Annotated in this window: 14 protein-coding genes and 1 riboswitch; of the genes, 2 read left to right on the top strand and 12 right to left on the bottom strand. The window is 49.8% G+C overall.

The features are described from left to right. Positions 1-80 precede the first annotated feature (80 nt). The 4 genes from DW835_RS01770 to DW835_RS01755 all read right to left on the bottom strand — a co-directional run bounded on the left by DW835_RS01770 (position 81) and on the right by DW835_RS01755 (position 5,212). Entirely contained in the window at positions 81-1,187 is a 1,107-nt protein-coding gene (locus tag DW835_RS01770; RefSeq protein WP_118730570.1) for a dipeptidase, read from the bottom strand. Positions 1,188-1,300: 113 nt separating this feature from the next. After that, on the bottom strand, positions 1,301-2,668 hold the full coding sequence (locus DW835_RS01765) for a uracil-xanthine permease family protein (RefSeq protein ID WP_118505454.1): 1,368 nt from the start codon (positions 2,666-2,668) through the stop codon (positions 1,301-1,303). Positions 2,669-2,813: 145 nt separating this feature from the next. After that, on the bottom strand, positions 2,814-3,803 hold the full coding sequence (locus tag DW835_RS01760) for a GDSL-type esterase/lipase family protein (protein WP_182430198.1): 990 nt from the start codon (positions 3,801-3,803) through the stop codon (positions 2,814-2,816). Positions 3,804-3,856: 53 nt separating this feature from the next. Next, positions 3,857-5,212, bottom strand: a complete 1,356-nt coding sequence (locus tag DW835_RS01755) for an MBOAT family O-acyltransferase (protein ID WP_242993724.1) — start codon at positions 5,210-5,212, stop codon at positions 3,857-3,859. 185 nt (positions 5,213-5,397) lie between these two features. Here DW835_RS01755 and DW835_RS01750 point away from each other — a divergent pair, with 185 nt between their 5' ends. Then, positions 5,398-6,159, top strand: a complete 762-nt coding sequence (locus DW835_RS01750; protein ID WP_118730568.1) for a DUF6062 family protein — start codon at positions 5,398-5,400, stop codon at positions 6,157-6,159. Positions 6,160-6,198: 39 nt separating this feature from the next. On the opposite strand, the gene DW835_RS01745 is transcribed toward DW835_RS01750, so the two are convergent. Beyond that, entirely contained in the window at positions 6,199-6,837 is a 639-nt protein-coding gene (locus DW835_RS01745; RefSeq protein WP_022312127.1) for a TetR/AcrR family transcriptional regulator, read from the bottom strand. Positions 6,838-6,950: 113 nt separating this feature from the next. On the opposite strand from DW835_RS01745, the gene DW835_RS01740 reads away from it, so the two are divergent. Then, positions 6,951-7,364, top strand: coding sequence for a hypothetical protein (locus DW835_RS01740; protein WP_022312126.1), 414 nt, complete (start codon positions 6,951-6,953; stop codon positions 7,362-7,364). 19 nt (positions 7,365-7,383) lie between these two features. Here DW835_RS01740 and DW835_RS01735 read toward each other — a convergent pair whose 3' ends face one another. The 7 genes from DW835_RS01735 to DW835_RS01705 form a co-directional block, all read right to left on the bottom strand. Continuing rightward, complete coding sequence (locus tag DW835_RS01735) at positions 7,384-8,790, bottom strand: PLP-dependent aminotransferase family protein (protein ID WP_022312125.1); 1,407 nt, start codon at positions 8,788-8,790, stop codon at positions 7,384-7,386. 9 nt (positions 8,791-8,799) lie between these two features. After that, the gene (locus DW835_RS01730) at positions 8,800-9,645 is read right to left on the bottom strand and encodes a DUF2225 domain-containing protein (RefSeq protein WP_118730567.1); all 846 of its coding nucleotides are present in this window, start codon (positions 9,643-9,645) and stop codon (positions 8,800-8,802) included. A gap of 87 nt (positions 9,646-9,732) precedes the next feature. Continuing rightward, positions 9,733-11,427, bottom strand: coding sequence for a glutamine--tRNA ligase/YqeY domain fusion protein (locus DW835_RS01725; protein ID WP_118730566.1), 1,695 nt, complete (start codon positions 11,425-11,427; stop codon positions 9,733-9,735). A 70-nt stretch (positions 11,428-11,497) separates the two neighbouring features. Then, a complete protein-coding gene (locus DW835_RS01720; RefSeq protein ID WP_118730565.1) occupies positions 11,498-13,045 on the bottom strand; it encodes a DHH family phosphoesterase in 1,548 nt (515 codons plus the stop codon). A gap of 206 nt (positions 13,046-13,251) precedes the next feature. Next, a complete protein-coding gene (locus DW835_RS01715; protein WP_022312121.1) occupies positions 13,252-14,430 on the bottom strand; it encodes a phosphoribosylaminoimidazolecarboxamide formyltransferase in 1,179 nt (392 codons plus the stop codon). 78 nt (positions 14,431-14,508) lie between these two features. After that, a complete protein-coding gene (locus tag DW835_RS01710) occupies positions 14,509-15,216 on the bottom strand; it encodes an IMP cyclohydrolase (protein WP_117467003.1) in 708 nt (235 codons plus the stop codon). Positions 15,217-15,421: 205 nt separating this feature from the next. After that, a riboswitch (ZMP/ZTP riboswitch) is annotated at positions 15,422-15,515 on the bottom strand. 228 nt (positions 15,516-15,743) lie between these two features. Then, on the bottom strand, positions 15,744-18,335 hold the full coding sequence (locus DW835_RS01705; RefSeq protein WP_147353691.1) for an EAL domain-containing protein: 2,592 nt from the start codon (positions 18,333-18,335) through the stop codon (positions 15,744-15,746). Positions 18,336-18,399 lie beyond the last annotated feature (64 nt).

Genomic DNA, 18,399 nt, shown 5'->3' with positions numbered 1-18,399 from the left:
TCTATAAGTGGTTGCGCTGTGTTGCTTGCGAGGTACACAGCCAGGGGAGCCCATGCGTGGGCTCCTTTTTCACGTACAATTCACAAAGCATCCCGATATACCCGCATCACATTTCCCCAGAAAATCCCATCCAGCTGATTTTCCGTAAAGCCGGCTGTTTTTAGTCTGTCCCACAATACCGGCATTGCCTCCGCACCGGGAAGCGCCGGATTTGTGGGGATGCCGTCGAAGTCACTGCCCAGACCCAGTATTTCCATACCGCCGACATCAGTGATATGTCTTGCCTGCCGTATCAGTGCTTCCCACAACACCTCTGGATCTTTGCTTCCGCCATCCACCAGAAATTTATCATAATAGTTCAGTCCCATACAGCCGCCCCGCTCCGCCAGTCTGCGGACCCGGTCATCCGTCAGATTCCGGAGGGACGGACATACAGCCCTTGCGTTGGAATGGCTTGCCACGAAGGGCTTCTTCGTACATTCCCATACATCGTCAAAGCCGGCATCCGACAGATGGGAGACGTCCGGGATCATTCCGAGACGCTCCATCTCTGTGACAAAATCGCGGCCGGTTTCCGTCAGACCACACGCCGCATCCCTGCCATCGGATCCACGTATCCCAGTCTCACCTTTCTCCGTCCCTATCGCCGTTGTCGGATTTTCCCCCGCACAGCTGCTCCTCCCGGTTCCCGGTATTTTCTCCTGAACAGATTTCTCCGTCGGTCTCCCATCTACGTCGCCCCTGCTCTGCCCAAGACACCGACGCGTGGCTGGCCACCCCAGTTCATTCCGATAATTCCAGGTTAACGTCAGCATCCGCACCCCCATGTCATACAGTTCCCGTAGCCTCTCCAGACTTCCGCCGCAGACCGCCCCTTCTTCCACCGTCAAAAGTGCCGACAGTTTCCCACAGGCTTCATTTTTCAAAATGTCTTCATAGCACAGTACCGGGACAATCCGGTTCTTGTTTTTCTCCAGCTCCGTCCGGTAGACCTCATACAGAGCACACACCCGCTCCCAGGGTGTCGGTGTGCACTTTCCGATATCCACAAACAGGGCGAAATTCTGCAACAGATATCCGCTCTCCTGCATCCGCTTAAGATCCAGATGGCCGCTGTTTTTCCAAAGTTCCCCACCCCGGTCCGCCAGTTCGGATATGGTGTCGCAATGCATATCTATGATCTTCATGTTTTCTCCTGATCCCCTATGAAAAAGAGAGCATCCACAGCTCTATGTTCCTGCCATGAATACTCCCTCTTACTTTCTTTGTTCAATTTATGCTGTTGTCAGCAAAAAATACCTTAGTTCTCTTCACCCTTGACTGCGAAGCATACGCCGGTATCGTCGGGCTTATCCTCATCAAACTTGTAGTCCTTGCCGGGCAGGATAGCGTTCAGGATAATGCCGGTCAGCGCACCTACTGCCAGTCCGGACAGGCTGATGGTGATCTCGCCGATATGGAATGCGATAGCGCCTGCTGCACTGTAGTTGATACCGATGGACAATACCAGGATCAGAGCGGCGATGATAACGTTACGGCTCTTGGTAAAGTCTACCTGAGTCTCTACGATGTTACGGACACCGACTGCAGAGATCATACCGTACAGTACCAGAGATACACCACCGCAGGTAGCGGTAGGCATACAGCCGATCAATGCTGCTACCTTCGGAGAGAAGGAAAACAGTACAGCGAAGCCTGCTGCAATACGGATAACTCTGGGGTCGAATACCTTGGTCAGAGACAGTACACCGGTGTTCTCACCGTAAGTGGTATTCGCAGGAGCACCGAACAGGGATGCAATAATGGTAGCCAGACCATCACCTAACAACGTACGATGCAATCCGGGTTCCTTGATATAGTTGATACCAACGGTGGAAGAAATAGCGGAGATATCTCCGATATGCTCTACCATGGTAGCCAGTGCGATCGGCATAATAGTGATCACGGAAGTGATTAACAAAGAAGTGTTGCCGTCGGACAGTGCCCAGAAAGCGGTCTCATTCCAGTGGATAGGAAGTCCGAACCATGCAGCTTCCGCAACGGGTGTGAAATCCACGCGGCCTAAGATAGCTGCCAACACATAAGAACCAACAACGCCGATGATGATCGGAACGATCTTCACCATTCCCTTACCCCAGATATTGCAGATCACTACCAGTGCAATAGCGACCACTGCGATCAGCCAGTCTGCGGAACAGTTGTTGATAGCGGACTGGGACAGGGTCAGACCGATGGCAATGATGATAGGTCCGGTTACGATGGGCGGGAAGAAACGCATTACTTTGCCGGTACCGAAGATCTTGATCAACAGGGATAATACCAGGTACAGCAGACCTGCACAGGCTACACCGAAGCAGGCATAAGGAAGCAATGCGGAATTGTCCGCACCGTCTGCCATAGGTGCGATTGCGGCATAACCGCCTAAGAAAGCAAAGGAAGAACCCAGGAATGCGGGTACCTTTCTCTTGGTCAGCAGATGGAACAATAAAGTTCCCAAACCTGCAAATAACAGTGTTGTGGAAACATCCAGACCTGTCAGCATGGGTACCAGAATCGTGGCACCAAACATTGCGAACATGTGCTGAAGTCCCAGCAGAAGCATCTTGGGCACGCCCAAGGATCTGGCATCGTAAATGCCATTTTCGCCGAGTGTAGTCTTCTCGCTCATTTTTTTCCTCCTGTGTCATAGACATGTGAACATGTAACTATTTTTCGTCGCATAAATTCGGGCAGATAGTCCTCTACCTGCCCACACCTATGTGACCTTATTAGTTACATGATAGCTTTTCATCGTTCCACAGTCAAGAAAAAATTTATTCCACTGCATGTTCTTTCAAAAAGTCCAGCCAGATGGGAATATACTGGGCCTTCAGGTGCACTCCGTCATAAGTATAGGATGCCACCATTCCTCCGGTCTCATCACAGATCATCGGATTCACATCCAGGTAATATATCTTCTCATCATCCGCCAGCTTCGCGATTTCTTCATTCCTGGCTTCGATGCCCTCATTGGTAATATAGTCTCCCTGCCCGGAGCGCTCCGTGGTCACCTTCATGATCGCCTGCAGGTAGATCACCGCATCGGGCTGCAGCTGTTGCAAATGCTGTACTGCCTCCCCGTAAGCCTTCATGAAAGATTCCACCGTACCGGTTCCCATCTCGTTAATACCGATCATCAGATAGATCTTGGCAAACTGTCTCTCCGACAAGGCTTCCTCCACCGTGATCTTTTTCTTCTGTCCAGGCACCGATACAATGGCACTGTCGAACATCTTGTAGACTGTCAGTCCGGTGGAAGCATAAAACGTGGATGTCTCCTCCAGTCCGCCGTACTCATACATGCCTACCGTCCGGGAATCCCCGATAAATACCGCATCATCAAAATAACTGTCATCCACCGTGTGATAGACCACTTCCTGCGGTATCTCTTCCACAGGAACCGTCGCGGCGGGATCCTGCGTCTCTGTTCCGGTGGCCTCCGGCATTGTGGCCTCTTCTCCCATGGCGGGACTCTGCACCGTACCCATCGTCTGATCCGTCTGGTTCCCGTCACTCACTGTATCTCCGGTCTGTACGTTTTCCCCCGGCACATTGCCGGATACGGATCCCGTTGCATCACTCTGTTCCCCGAATATTCCCGGCCATTTTCCTTCCACCAGCTGCTCCGCCAGAAGCACTCCTTTCGTATAGGTCTCCTGCAGCGGTTCCGTATATACCTGCCAGTTATCCGTCCAGGTAAAGAATACAATTCCCGCCAGCAAAAGACATCCCAAAAAGGAGTATTTATGCAATTTTTCCTTCATTTTCGACCAAATATTTTTATTTTCTGCATGATTCATTGCATAATGACCTTTTCCTAAAAGCTAAAATACATAAAAGGATTATTTCCTTCTAATAAAAGTCTCCAGATGCAATACCAGAAGAGCCCCGCCAGAAGCACCTTCACCGGCAGCTTATCCTGCCACTTATGGTACAGCTTCTCAATGACCGGTGTGCAGGCCAGTCCAGAGACCAGAAGCAGTCCTCCATAGGTACTGAGTGCCTTCCAGGCATCCTCGTAACCGCCGCTGAAGCCCGGTACCAGCCACAGCATCTTATCCAGATAGACCTGTAACTGTGACAGGTCCGTGATAGCAAAGCACATCCAGCTCATTGGGATGACCAGCCACAGATAAATGTGCGGCAGTACCTTCATTTTATGTACAAATTTTAATCTGCCCAGCTGCCGTTCCAGTACGATGCAGATCCAGAGCAGTCCGCCCCAGCAGAAGAAGTTCCAGCCGGCACCATGCCAGAAAGCGGTCAGCATCCATACCACCAGGAGGTTAAAAATCGTGCGAAGCTCTCCCTGTCTGCTGCCGCCTAACGGAATATACACATATCGGCAGAACCACTGTCCCAACGTCATATGCCATCTGCGGTAAAAATCCCGGACACTTCTGGCCATATAGGGTCTGCGGAAGTTGGCCGGCAGTTCGATCCCCATCATCCGGCCCAGTCCCATGGCCATCAGGGAATAGCCCCAGAAATCAAAATAGATCTCCATGGAATAGGCGATGGCTGCCAGCCATGCTAACGGTGTCGAGATGCTTTCAAATCCGGTCACCTGCACCTCGTGCCACAAGATTCCCACCCGGTCTGCCAGTAGCACCTTGGCCGCCAGTCCCAGAATAAACAGCTTCATACCGTCTTCCAGCCCCCGCACCGTGAAAGTGCGCTCCGTCAGACTGTCCGAGATATCGCCATATCTTGTGATCGGTCCGGAGATCAGTTTCGGGAACATGCTCACATAAGTAGCAAACTTCAAAAAAGAATACTCCCTGCTCACCTCTCCCCGGTACACATCGATCTGATAAGACAATATCTGGAAGGTGTAAAAGCTGATCCCCAGCGGCAGCCCCGCAGAGCCTCCCCAGTCCTTGAACCAGAGCAGTACCGCCAGATTCGCACCAAGTGTCAGGATCAGCAGAAGCTTTTTCCGCCACAACGTCTTAGGACTGCGTTTTGCCAGATGAAGACCCAGAAAATAATTGCACAATATAGATATCATTAAAAGGGGAAGATACCTGACGTCTCCCATGGCATAAAAAACAATGCTTCCCACGAGCAGTGTCAGGTTCCTGTATTTGCGAGGTGTGATCCCGTAGACGATCAGAAAGATCGGCAGGAACCACAGCAGAAATTCAATGCTGCTGAATATCAAAAAAATCACATCTTTCTATTTCTGTTTATCTGTCTTACTATCATAGTAGCTTGAAACCGTTTCTATTACAACAAAACAATTCTTAATTTTAAATGACAGAATTTTACAACTGCTTAATCTTTTTGCAATTTTTCACCGCATCGTTTACAATAGTTTTAACACCACAGGGCTGCGCCCGAGAAAGGATATTTTCCATGAAAGAACAGTTATATACCATCCCTTTAAACGATGCCGTAAATGCACAGGACGAATGCCCTTTCTGCTTTATCCACCGCAGTATTGAACAGAATCTTCTGGATTTCGTGTTAGGCTCCGGTTCCTCTTATATGGAAGCGGACATCCGCGAACAAACCGACAAAGCAGGCTTCTGCCGGTATCATTTTCAGAAAATGTTCGACTACGGCAATACTCTGGGCAATGCCTGGATCTTAAAGACCCACTACCAGCGCATGATCCGGGAAATGCAGCAGGAATTTGCCTCCTTCCGCCCCGGCAAAAGCTCTCTCCTGGGTAAATTCAAAAAAGCCGAAAGCAATGAAAATACCATCGGCATGTGGATCCGTGCAAAAGAGGATTCCTGCTATATCTGTTCCCAGTATAAAGATACCTACGCCAGATATCTGGACACCTTTTTCTACCTGTGGAAAAATGATGAAAACTTCCGCAATAAAGTCATAAACGGCAAAGGCTTCTGCCTGCCCCACTTCGGCGATCTCTGCGAAGCCGCTGACCGCAAACTTTCCGATAAGGAAAAACAGGACTTTTACGATCAGTTGCTGCCGGTCATGGAATCCAACATGCAGCGCATTTCCGAAGACGTCTCCTGGCTGGTGGAAAAATTCGACTATCGCAACAAAGACGCCGACTGGAAGAGCTCCAGGGATGCCATCCAGCGCGGTATGCAGAAATTAAAAGGCGGATATCCCGCAGATCCCGCCTATAAGATGTCTAAATAGCCACAAAATTTTATTCAAAAATACGATGCAATTATGATGCTATTTTTCCGTAATTTCTTCGTCAGAGGGCTGTCCGGACCGTTCCGCCAGTCTTCTGCTTAATTGCAGATACTCCAGAATTTCCTCATACAGCATCTCCGGCTGAAAGGCATCTTCCAGGATTCTCTCGTTCATCAATCCCTTAATGGTCAGTTCCATCATCTTACGAAGTTTCACCACGTCTTCCGCAGCCGCATATTTTCCCAGATCCGCTCTGGCATAAATATTCTCATAAGCCTCTTCCATCTGCTGTTTTCGCTCTTCTACCGCCACCAGTGCCTCATTGACATTCTCTGCCTGTGCCCGGTTCAGGAACGGCTGCAGATAAGGATAGCCGCACATGGCATGCATTTTCCCGGTCTCCACCTGCTGCATCAGAGTGAACAGATCCGTCTCCTTCGCATCTACCGCTGTGGACAATTCCAGCAACAGATACCGTACACTGTAGTCATAGACAAAAGCATAGACTCCCAGCTTGTTCTCAAAATAATGAAATAATAATCCCTTACTGATGGCTGCCTCCCGCACGATATCATCCGTACTGGCATGACGGTAACCGTTCAGGGCAAATACCTTCAGAGCTGCATTGATCATCCGGTCCTGTTTTTCTTTTTTTAAATCAAAAAATTTCTCATTCATATCGCAACATATCCCTTTTCATTTTCATCAATAAGGTTTATTATGTAACTGTATGGGCATATGCATGAAATTCAGACCAGTTACATACACTACAACATGGAAGGAGCAACCCTATGGCTAAAAAATTTGGCAAATTTCTGCTGTTTACCGCAGCAGTAGGTACCGCAGCCGCAGCTGCTTACTACTATATGCAACAGAAAGATTCTCAGCTGAAGGAATCTTCCGATGCAGATGATGATTATGATGATTTCCACGAGGATCTGGACAAGAGTACCGAGTTCTCCCGCAATTATGTTCCTCTGAATACACCCGTGCAGACCTCTGCCCCGAAGGAAGAGACAGGCACAGAGTCCACACCGGCTTCCGAAGAGGCGGCACCCGCTTCCGCAGAGGCATCTGATTTCACACCGCTCACCGATCAGGCTACCGGATTGTCCGGCGAAGAGGGCGAGACCGTCGAAGACGTGGAAGAGTTCTTCGATGAAGAAGATGCCGAGGACGAAGAGCCTCCCGTAAATGAAGAATAATCGTTCTATTTCGAAGGTCTCAGAGCCATGCTTTTTGCAAGCGTCTGAGACCTTCCTGCATTTCCGCCTCATCAATACTTCCAAAGCCCAACAGCACGGTAGCTTTCCGCATTGTGGCTTCCACCATATTCTCTGACATCCCATAGGCTTTCACTTTCTCCGCCGCTGCTCTCTCCAACAGTTCCTGTTCCGTGACATTCCCTTTCGCTGTCAACAGAAGATGCAGTCCCGCATCCTCTCCGGAGATCACAAACTGCTTCTTAAACGGTTCCAGCCCGGCCAGCAGCAGGTCATGTTTGGCCCGGTAGCGCATCCGCATTTTATTCAGATGCCGCTCGAAATACCCGTCCCGGATAAATTCATTCAGGATCCGCTGGTCGATTCTGGACACCGTGCAGGAATAAAAAGAGCAATCCCTGCGGTAGATATCCAGCAGATCCCCCGGCAATACCATATAGCTGACACGGATTGCCGGTGCAATAGCCTTGGAAAATGTACCGATGTAGATCACTTTTCCCTTTTCATCGGAAGATTGCAGGGAAGGAATAGGCTTGCCCCGATACCGGAATTCACTGTCGTAATCGTCCTCGATCAGATAACGATCCGGCTCCCTTTCCGCCCAGCGAAGCAGTTCTGCTCTCCTGCCGATGGTCATGACCGCACCGGTGGGATACTGGTGGGAAGGCATCACATAGGCCACTCTGACAGGCAGTCCCGAAAGTCTGTCCGCCCGCATTCCCTTATCATCCATGTCTACCGTGTGAATGCGATAGGCAAAAGATTCAAAGATGCGGTATGCCCGCTTGTACGTGGGATTCTCCATGGCAATGCCCACATGTCTGCCCAGTATTTTCTCCAATAGCAACAGCAGATAATCGTTTCCTGCTCCTACAATGATCTGTTCCGGGCGGCAGTTCACCCCCCGGGAAGAATGCAGATACCGGCTGATGGTCAGCCGCAGATCATAATCTCCCTGAGGTTCTCCCTGCGCAAACAGGTCACTGTTGTTGTCATTCAGAATATTCTTCGTGATCCGCTTCCATACGCCCACAGGGAAACCGTTCATATCAATACCATAAGGAGAAAAATCAATGCATCCCTCTTCCGGAACAGATTCTTCTCCTGAAGTGTCCGGCTCCGGTTCGTTCTCTTCCCGCGGTTCCATGGCAAATATCCCTTCCAGACGGCAGACAAAATAGCCCTTATAAGGTCGTGCCTCGATATATCCCTCGCTTAACAGTTGGTCGTAGGCATAGTCCACAGTGCTTCTCGCCACCTGCAGATATTCTGCCAGAGAACGCGTGGAGGGAAGCCTCTCTCCTGCCAGAAGCTTCCCTTCCCTGATTTCCTGTCGTATATGCTCATATATCTGCTGGTACAGACATTTGTCACTGTCTGTACGCAGCCGGATCGTCATATCATACATACGGTTATCCTACTTTTTCTGGTTCTTCAGTTCTTCCAGAATCTGGTCTTTTAACTCTCTTGCCTTGTCCTTAGTCCGGGCATTGGCGGAAGGGGACGTCAGGATCGTGGCTACCATACGGCTGGCCACATCATATTTCTGGAATCTGGCAGCCAGTACCGCAATGAGGAATTCCACCGTGATCTCGTCCATACCGCACATGGGGAATCCTTCGGTCTGCAGGGCCTCCGTAAAACCAGTGTAAGCGTTCTTCAGATAAGTCTCCTCCATGGTCTTCACTTCCCGGAGTCTGGCCATATCCGTATCCCCGGACTCTTCCAGATGCTCCTGATAACCACGCATCAGCCATCCGCTCTTCAGACAGATATAAGCCTTTTCACTGGCATGGGCCCGTTTTACCACAGCGTTGGCCAGGCAGAGCTTATAGCGCTCAATGGCTTCTTCATAGCTGTAAATATCGTCATCGTAGGTATGCAGCTGCACTTTACTGCTGATATTTTCCTTGATCTGCTTTATATAAACCTTATTCAGGCTGTTGAAATACCGGTTCAGTGCTGCATAGCCGCAATGCGGACACAGAATAACATCATATTTCACCGCATCAATGCCTTCGTATTTTGCACGAAGATCCTGATCGGTACTTAAAAGTCTTGCCTTTCCGGTCTTCATGATCTTCGCCGGGAAATCTTCTCCGCAGACAGGACAGGTAAATGTCTTGTCAAAGATCAGATCCTTTTCTTCTATTTTTGGGGCCTCGGCTGCTGCCTTCTCTTCTTTTTTATCCTGTCCGTAAATATCCATGTTCTCCAGGTCATCCAGACCCAGACCGGCCAGTCCAAACAATTTGTCCGACATATGTCTCTCCTTTTCTTTTGTACTGTCCATTCCCGGTGACAATACGAATACAACTTTCCCAATTCCCCTTATCGGTTGTCCTACTGCTTACTTAGTCAGTACATAAGAACTCTTCAGAGATACGATACGGTTAAATACCAGTTCTCCCGGCTTGGTATCCTTGTAGTCCACGCAGAAGAAGCCCTGTCTTACGAACTGGAAGCGGTCATACGCCTGTGCCTGTGCAAATGCAGGCTCCAGACGGCACTCTGTCAGTGTGGTCAGAGAATTGGGGTTCAGATTCAGACTTCCGTCTTCATTGTATACACCCTTCTCTTCATCGATGATATTCTCATACAGGCGCACCTGTGCTTTTACAGACTGCTCTGCATTTACCCAGTGGATCGTTCCCTTTACTTTACGTCCATCGGGGCTGTTGCCTCCGCGGCTCTCCGGATCGTAGGTACCATGTACTTCCACGACTTTTCCGTTCTCGTCCTTGACACAGCCGGTGCATTTTACGAAATAAGCACTCATCAGGCGCACTTCGTTGCCGGGGAACATACGGAAATATTTCTTGGGAGGCTCTTCCATGAAGTCCTCTCTCTCAATATACAGTTCTTTGCCGAAGGGAACCTCGCGGCTGCCCAGAGCTTCGTTTTCCGGATTGTTGACTACAGGCAGCATCTCCGTCTGTCCTTCGGGATAGTTGTCAATTACCAGTTTCACAGGATCCAGAATAGCCATCATGCGGGGTGCCTTTGCCTTCAGATCCTCACGGATACAATACTCCAGCATTGCATAATCTGCGGAAGACTGTGCCTTGGAGATACCGCACAATTCTACGAACTTCTTGATGGATTCCGGTGTGAATCCTCTTCTGCGCAGTGCTGCGATGGATACCAGTCTGGGATCATCCCAGCCGTCCACGATGCCCTGTTCTACCAGCTTCTTGATATAACGCTTACCGGTCACCACATTGGTCAGGTACAGCTTTGCGAATTCGATCTGCTTGGGAGGATGAGGATATTCCAGTTCTCTTACCACCCAGTCATATAAAGGTCTGTGATCCTCAAATTCCAGCGTACAGATGGAATGGGTCACGCCCTCAATAGCATCCTCGATGGGATGTGCGAAATCGTACATAGGGTAAATGCACCATTTGTCACCGGTATTCTGGTGAGACATATGTGCCACACGATAGATGACGGGATCTCTCATGTTGATGTTGGGAGAGGCCATATCGATGCGGGCACGCAGTACCTTAGTGCCGTCCTCGTATTTGCCGGCCTTCATATCCTCGAACAGTGTCAGATTCTCTTCTACGCTTCTGGTGCTGCCGGGATCTTCCTTGCCGGGCTCGGTCAGGCTTCCTCTGTATTCACGGATCTGCTCCGCACTTAAGTCAGAGACATATGCCTTGCCTTTTTTGATCAGCTTTACGGCTGCTTCATACATTTGGTCAAAATAGTTGGATGCGAAAAAGAGTCTGTCCTCCCAGTCTGCTCCCAGCCACTTTACATCAGCCTTGATAGACTCTACGAACTCTGCCTTCTCCTTGGTGGGGTTGGTATCGTCAAAACGCAGATTGAATTTGCCGTTGTATTTCTGGGACAGGCCGTAGTTCAGCAGAATACTCTTGGCATGTCCGATATGAAGATATCCGTTGGGTTCCGGAGGGAAACGGGTGTGTACAGTATCGTATACGCCCTCCGCCAGATCTTTCTCAATGATCTGCTCTATAAAATTCTTCGATTCCTTTACTTCTGCGGAATCTACGATTTCCTTTTCGATCTCGCTCATGGTAATGTCCTTGCCTTTCGTTTACTTAATACTGTTTTCGTATCCTTTATCTTACCACACAAGAAAACTTTTATAAACCCTTCTCTTCAAAATAATTCAGCAAATTCTGCTCCGTCTCGATGAAGATATTGTGCAGATCATCCTCACTGGCCGCCAGATAATCTCCGGCCCTTCCGGTCATATAGCCGTCCTCGTCCCATACCGGGAACACTTTTACCCCCTGTGTCACCCGGATGGCATAGATGCGGAACTCATCCTTCGGCATGCACATGCGCACATATTCCGTGATCAGATGATTTCTGCCGTCCGTACCGTCCTTGACCCTGGGAATGTATGTCATATTCCTGCAGTAGTCCTCGGACACCGGAGCGTCGGACAGTTCCAGGATCCTGTGGAACCGCTCTCCCGCCACCCTGTGAAGTTCACCGTTTCTCTCCAGCGTGTAGCAGATATTCTGTCTAGTATCGATGTCCATGGTGCCGTTCTGGGTGCGGACGGACACCACCCTGCCAAGCTCCGCCAGATCAGAGGCCCTCACACAGGCCAGAGGGATTTTCTTTCTCTGATATCTTGTGCCCTCACTTACCGGGAATGCCCGGTCTTTGGCGTAGAGGATCCGGAACGTATCGAAATACTGCGTCATGCGGTTATTGAAATACGCTTCGGAATGCAGTGTTGGATATTTTTCCTCATATAATTTCATACTGATGTAGCCGCCGGCCTTCTCGTAATGTCCGCCGCCGGAACCGATGCCCTCCGAAAGATAATCCGACAGTTCGCTGGCATTGACCTCCCGGATACAGCTTCTGACGGAAAATTTGTATCCGCCGCTGTCCTCATTATAGACCACGCAGGTATTGACGCCCGCCACCTGCAGGAGGAAGTCGCTGATCAGGCCAAGTACATTGGGATCACAGGGCTGGGAATGGATCACGGCGAACTGGTAATCGTCGTTATAATTGCAACGCAGCATTGCCACACCGGCAATTTCCAGCTCTCTCAGGGAAATATTGGAATTACGGAACAGGGATATCTGGTTCTTATCAAAATTCAGACTCTCACGCATATCCATGTCCACCGGGTTCGACAGTTCGGAGAACTGGTTGGTATCCATATACAGGCCGTAATACAGCGCAGTTCCCAGATCTCTGTTTTTTTCCACGGGATAATGCATTTCCTGCAGCATTGTCCACACCAGGGTTGCACAGCTTCCCATATTGGGCTGCAGACGCATCCGCTCGGTGCAGATGACTTCCAGTGGATGATGGTCGATGACAGCGATCTCCTCCGCCGGGATCTTCGTCACATTGCCGGCACCGTACTGACAGTCCACCGTGATCAGCAGTCCGTCTACTGTATCTTCCATCTGAGGCTGGTACTCCAGCGGAATGTGCAGTTTCTCCACCATCAGCATCAGGTTGGCCTTTCTGACTTTATTCCGTCCGGAATACAGCAGCCTGGTATCCTTTCCCTTGTCCCGGAAAAAACAGTACAGCCCATAGCCGGAGGCTATGGCATCCGCATCCGGATTGTCGTGGCACTGGATCGTCACATGGTCATAGCCCAATAATTCATCCAGCATCATTTCTCTGCTCTTTGCATCCCCTCGTCTGTCCATAACTACGCTTTCCTCTTCTTCCTCAAAAAACTATTCAGAACCACATTCGCAAAATCGCCTTTTCAAGGCTCACCTTTTGCTCATGTGGTTACCTCGCCATATAAATCTCTAAAAGTCTGACCATAAATGGTCAGCTTATTACAGATTTACATGGCTCTGAATAGTTACAGGCAGGTCCTGTTACAGTCCTGCCCGCAAAATCTGTCTTAGTGGTGGAACAGACGGATGCCCGTAAATGCCATCACCATATCATATTTGTCGCAGCATGCAATAACATCGCTGTCACGCACGGATCCACCTGGCTGTGCGATGTATTTTACGCCGCTCTTATGTGCTCTCTCGATGTTATCGGAGAAGGGGAAGAATGCATCGCTTCCCAGAGTCACATCCTGCATCTGATCCAGCCATGCTCTCTTTTCTTCTCTGGTAAATACAGGGGGCTTTACCTTGAAGATACCTTCCCAGGTACCGTCCGCCAGCACGTCCATGTACTCATCGCCCATGTAGACATCAATGGCATTGTCACGGTTGGCTCTGCCCAGGCTGTCTACAAACTGCAGGCCCAGTACCTGGGGAGACTGGCGTAAGAACCAGTTGTCTGCCTTGCTGCCTGCCAGTCTGGTGCAGTGGATACGAGACTGCTGTCCTGCACCGATACCGATAGCCTGACCATCCTTGACATAACATACGGAATTGGACTGGGTATATTTTAAGGTGATCAGAGCGATCTTCATATCGATCAGGGCACTCTCCGGGATCTCCTTGTTCACAGTCACGATATTGGACAGCAGATCGCCGTTGATATCCAGTTCGTTACGCCCCTGCTCGAAGGTGATGCCGTATACCTGCTTGCGCTCGATAGGAGCAGGCTGATAGGAAGGATCGATCTGGATGATGTTGTAGGCGCCTTTTTTCTTCTGCTTCAGCAGTTCCAGTGCTTCGTCGGTGTAGCCGGGAGCGATGACACCGTCGGATACCTCTCTCTTGATCAGGCGGGCGGTATCGGTATCGCAGATATCAGACAATGCAATGAAGTCACCGAAGGAGGACATTCTGTCTGCACCACGTGCTCTCGCATAAGCACATGCCAGGGGAGAAAGCTCTCCCAGATCATCCACCCAGTAGATCTTCGCCAGAGTATCACTCAGAGGAAGTCCTACCGCAGCACCGGCCGGAGACACATGTTTGAAAGAAGTGGCTGCGGGAAGTCCTGTAGCTTCCTTCAGCTCTTTTACCAGCTGCCAGCCGTTGAAAGCATCCAGGAAATTGATATATCCGGGCTTGCCGTTCAGCACGGTCACCGGCAGATCACTGCCGTCTTCCATGAAGATTCTGGAAGGCTTCTGGTTCGGGTTACATCCGTATTTTAACTGAATCTCGTTCATCTTATTTTTCTCCTATTCTATTCTACGATATTAACTATTCAGAACCTGCATTCGCAAAACGCGTCTTCACAACCTACTTTACATATTCTTATTCACGATCTTTGTCTCATATTTACCGGTCTCGATATCAATGAAACGTACAAACAGAGAGACCTTGTTATCCTCATTCAGGCTGTTCCACAGCATATCGGTAAAAGCATCCATATCATCGGGGATCTCTACCAGTTTCGGCTCGCCCTGGAAGCTGGGCAGCGGATTGCCGTCGTGCATATAAGTGTGAATGAAACGTCCCTCTCCGGGAAGAGGATTCTCATAAGCATAAGTGAAACGCAGACAGGAATCAGGATTGCCGTTGTCACTCTTCAGAATGGACATAGCGTAATTGTACTTGCCGTTCTCGATGTGCATGATACCGGAAATTCTCGGTGTATAGTTGGGGCCGTCCGGCTCGAATTCTCTGCTGCGCAGGGACTGCTCAAAGGTCAGCTGTTTGTCCATTCCCTCGTAGATAGTATCTGTCTGGTCACCGTTGGTCACGATGGTCTTGTTACCAAGGACACGTACGGGTGCGTAGATGATCAGACTGGGATCTTCCAGTTTGGAAGGATCGAAAGCCTGGGTACGGATTCCCTCTCCTTCTGTCACGAACACACGATTGCGGCTGTTGGCGCTTCTTCCCATGATGAAATAAGCGGTCACGGCATATTTACCGTTAGCAGAACGTCCGATCACGATACCTCTGCCGGGATAAGCATTGCTTTTCAATTCCTGTTCCAGTTGTAACATAGTTTTTCCTCCGTTTACTATATATCGCGTAACTATTCAGAACCTCGTTCATAAAATCGCATCTTCGATGCTTTTCTTTTACTCATTGAGGTTACTTCGCCAAAAAATATTGCCGAATGTTCTTACGAATGCCAGCATTCGACGAACACCTGTCAATATTTTATGGCTCTGAATAGTTACAAAAAACCGCCTAAGCACCAGAAATAGACGGTGCCCAGGCGGTCGGCTTTCACTATTCTACACTCCCTGTGGGTATCTCCACTGCAGCAAGCTGCGCTCCGCCAGTCGTGTAGCTGTTTTAATAGTAGCATGGTTCCCCGATACTTGACAAGAGGGATTTTGATAATTTTGTTGCTTCCGTAACAGTTCTGCCCCAAAACATTCATAAAAGCGTCTGCTGCGCAGCCGTCGCTGCTTTGCAGCTCATCTTTTATTCATGTTTTGGGCGCTCCGCTCATAGAATAGCAAAAGCGATGCTCCGTGTGCAAGCACCCGATCATCGCTTTTACTATTCTATGGCTGAACTGTTACTTCACATATTTTGCCTCAAATGCATGCCTCTCCAAAGGACGGTCAAAATAATAGCCCTGAATGTATTTGACCTTCATACCCTGCAATACTCTGAACTGCTCCGGGGTCTCGATACCTTCCACGCAGACGCTGACGCCGATGGTCTCCGCCAGCTCCGCCACCATTTTGATAAAGGACTGGGAGTAGGCATCCTCCGCCAGATCTTTGACAAAGCTCTGATCCACCTTAATGACATCAATGGGAATCTCCCGGATATGATTCAGGGAGGAGTAGCCGGTACCGAAATCATCCAGCGCCAGCGAAACACCCAGAGATTTGATCCGGTTCAGGATCTCCTTCATGCGCTCCATATCGTTGATGGCGAGGCTCTCTGTCACTTCCAGGGTCAGATTCTTCGGGGACAGACCGGTGTCCGCAAGCGCCTTTTCCACCGTCTCCACGATGTCCGGCTGTAGGAGCTGTACTACGGAAAGATTTACGTTCACTTTATAATTCGGATAACCGGATTCGTTCCAGCGTTTGCAGCGGGTGCAGGCCTCGGTCAGCACATAATTGCCGATGGGATTGATCAGTCCCAGATACTCTGCCAACGGGATGAATTCCGCCGGGGAGATAAATCCCAGCTTTGCACTGTTCCAGCGGATCAGTGCCTCAGCTCCGGCGCAGACATCCCTGCCGCCCTGAATATCAATGATGGGCTGATAATAGACCTCGAACTCCCGGTAGCCCTCCACCGTGGCATCACGCATGTTCTTTTCCATATCCAGGCGGCGTCCCGATACGGAATCAATGCCCTCGCAGTAGGTTGCCACCCGGTTCTTACCGGTCTTTTTTGCTTCGTACATGGCAATATCCGCTTTTTTGATCAGATCAGCCACGGAATCCCCGGCATCCGGGAAAGTGACGATACCCATACTCATAGTACAGTAATAATCCGCGTCCTTCAAAAACCAGGGCTTGCTGAAGATCTTTTTAATATCTTCCACAATATTTTCAAACCGGGAATAGCTGTCGGGCGGGATCACGATGACAAATTCATCGCCGCCCATGCGGTAACAGGTATTCTCGATGCCGTTGATCCGTTTTAATGCATGGGAAATGGATTTTAACAGCACATCTCCGTACTGGTGCCCCAGTCCGTCGTTGATATGCTTGAAATCATCCAGATCCAGATACAGCAGAGCACCTTCGCCGCCGGTCTTCTTCGCCTGATCGATCTGTCTTGCCAGATCCCTCTCACAGCACATACGATTATACAGTCCCGTCAGGAAATCCGTATAGGCCTGCTGCTCGATGCGGCGCTGGTACAGTTTTTTATCTGTAATGTCATACAGAGAGTACAGATTGGCCTTTTTACCGTCCACCCAGGCAATCTCCTTGCACAGCAGATCGTACCAGGTCTCCTTCTCCGCATGGTAGACTACACTGACTGACTTGGTTTTTTCCTTGCGGACACTGCTCTGTAACAAAGCATCAAAATTGTGATCCAGCAGTTCCTTGGCAAAGGTATTTTTCAGGATCTGGTTGGCAAACAGCATCCGTCCTGTGGTCTGGTCTGTCACATAAATGGCACAGCCCACGTTGTCCAGAATCTCCTCCAATGCTGCGTAGGAACCAGCCAGGGAATTCTTCTGGATCCTTCTGGTGAGGATGCTCTGCAGGATCTTCACTGCATCCGCTGTGAACTTGATCTCCGCCATGCTCCACACATGCCCCTGGGTTCTATGATTCAGAGACAGCACCATATTTCCGCTCTCCTGCTTCAGGATCGGGAAGATCATCACGGCCTTCATGCCGATCTCCTCGATTTCCTTCGAGCCGGCATTGCCCAGGCTGTCCGTGGATACCACCAGTGGTTTCTCAGCATAAAGGAAGGAATATACTTCCACTCCGTTTATCTTGTCAAAATAAGAAATCTGTCCCGGGGCACGCCATTCACAGACCACGTTCATGGTATCTGTGTCGGAATGCAGTTGAAAAATATCCGCAGTATCTACACGGATATGCTCTGACAGGATCTTCAGCCACTTATTCATGGCAAGTTCAATCTGTTCATCACTGTCTAAGAGCTGGACGATCTCCGTGGTCGCCTCAATAGTATGGAGATTCCGACTCATCTCTTCCTCAGCGGAACGGCTCCTTCTGCTCTCTGCCTCCGCGCTGAAGCAGGACATACGATCTCTGTAAATATCTACGCTGGTATCCCGCAGCAGATCCAATATCTGATAAAAGGAAATGGTGTCGATCTTCTTCAGATCATACACCTGCCAGTACAGGATCGTGTTGTTCTCCACACTGACAGCCACTGCTGCCACATGTCCGCCGTCCGGCAGTTCTTCCACCACCTGTTCCTCCAGTGAACCGGCCTGCACTCTGTCCAGTGCCTGTGCTGCTTTCCTGCGATATTCCGTACTGATCGGATCTTCCCCATCCGGTCTCTTCCATGTCTTGTCCACATACGGCTCCGTCAACACCTGATTCTCATTGTCCAGGCAGACAGCTGCCACGCCTGTCACCTTGCAGAATTCATTCTGCAAATGCTGCAGACGTCTGGGATCGATCAATTCTCGAAATGAAATTTCAGCCACTTTTTTGCTCCCCTGCTTCTCTTTTAAATATTCGGGGAATACGCCCTTCCTCGGCACCCGAACA

The organism is Clostridium sp. AM34-9AC, from assembly GCF_003480225.1.
Classification (GTDB): Bacteria; Bacillota; Clostridia; order Lachnospirales; family Lachnospiraceae; genus Acetatifactor; species Acetatifactor acetigignens.
This window is presented reverse-complemented; position numbering and strand designations above follow the sequence as displayed.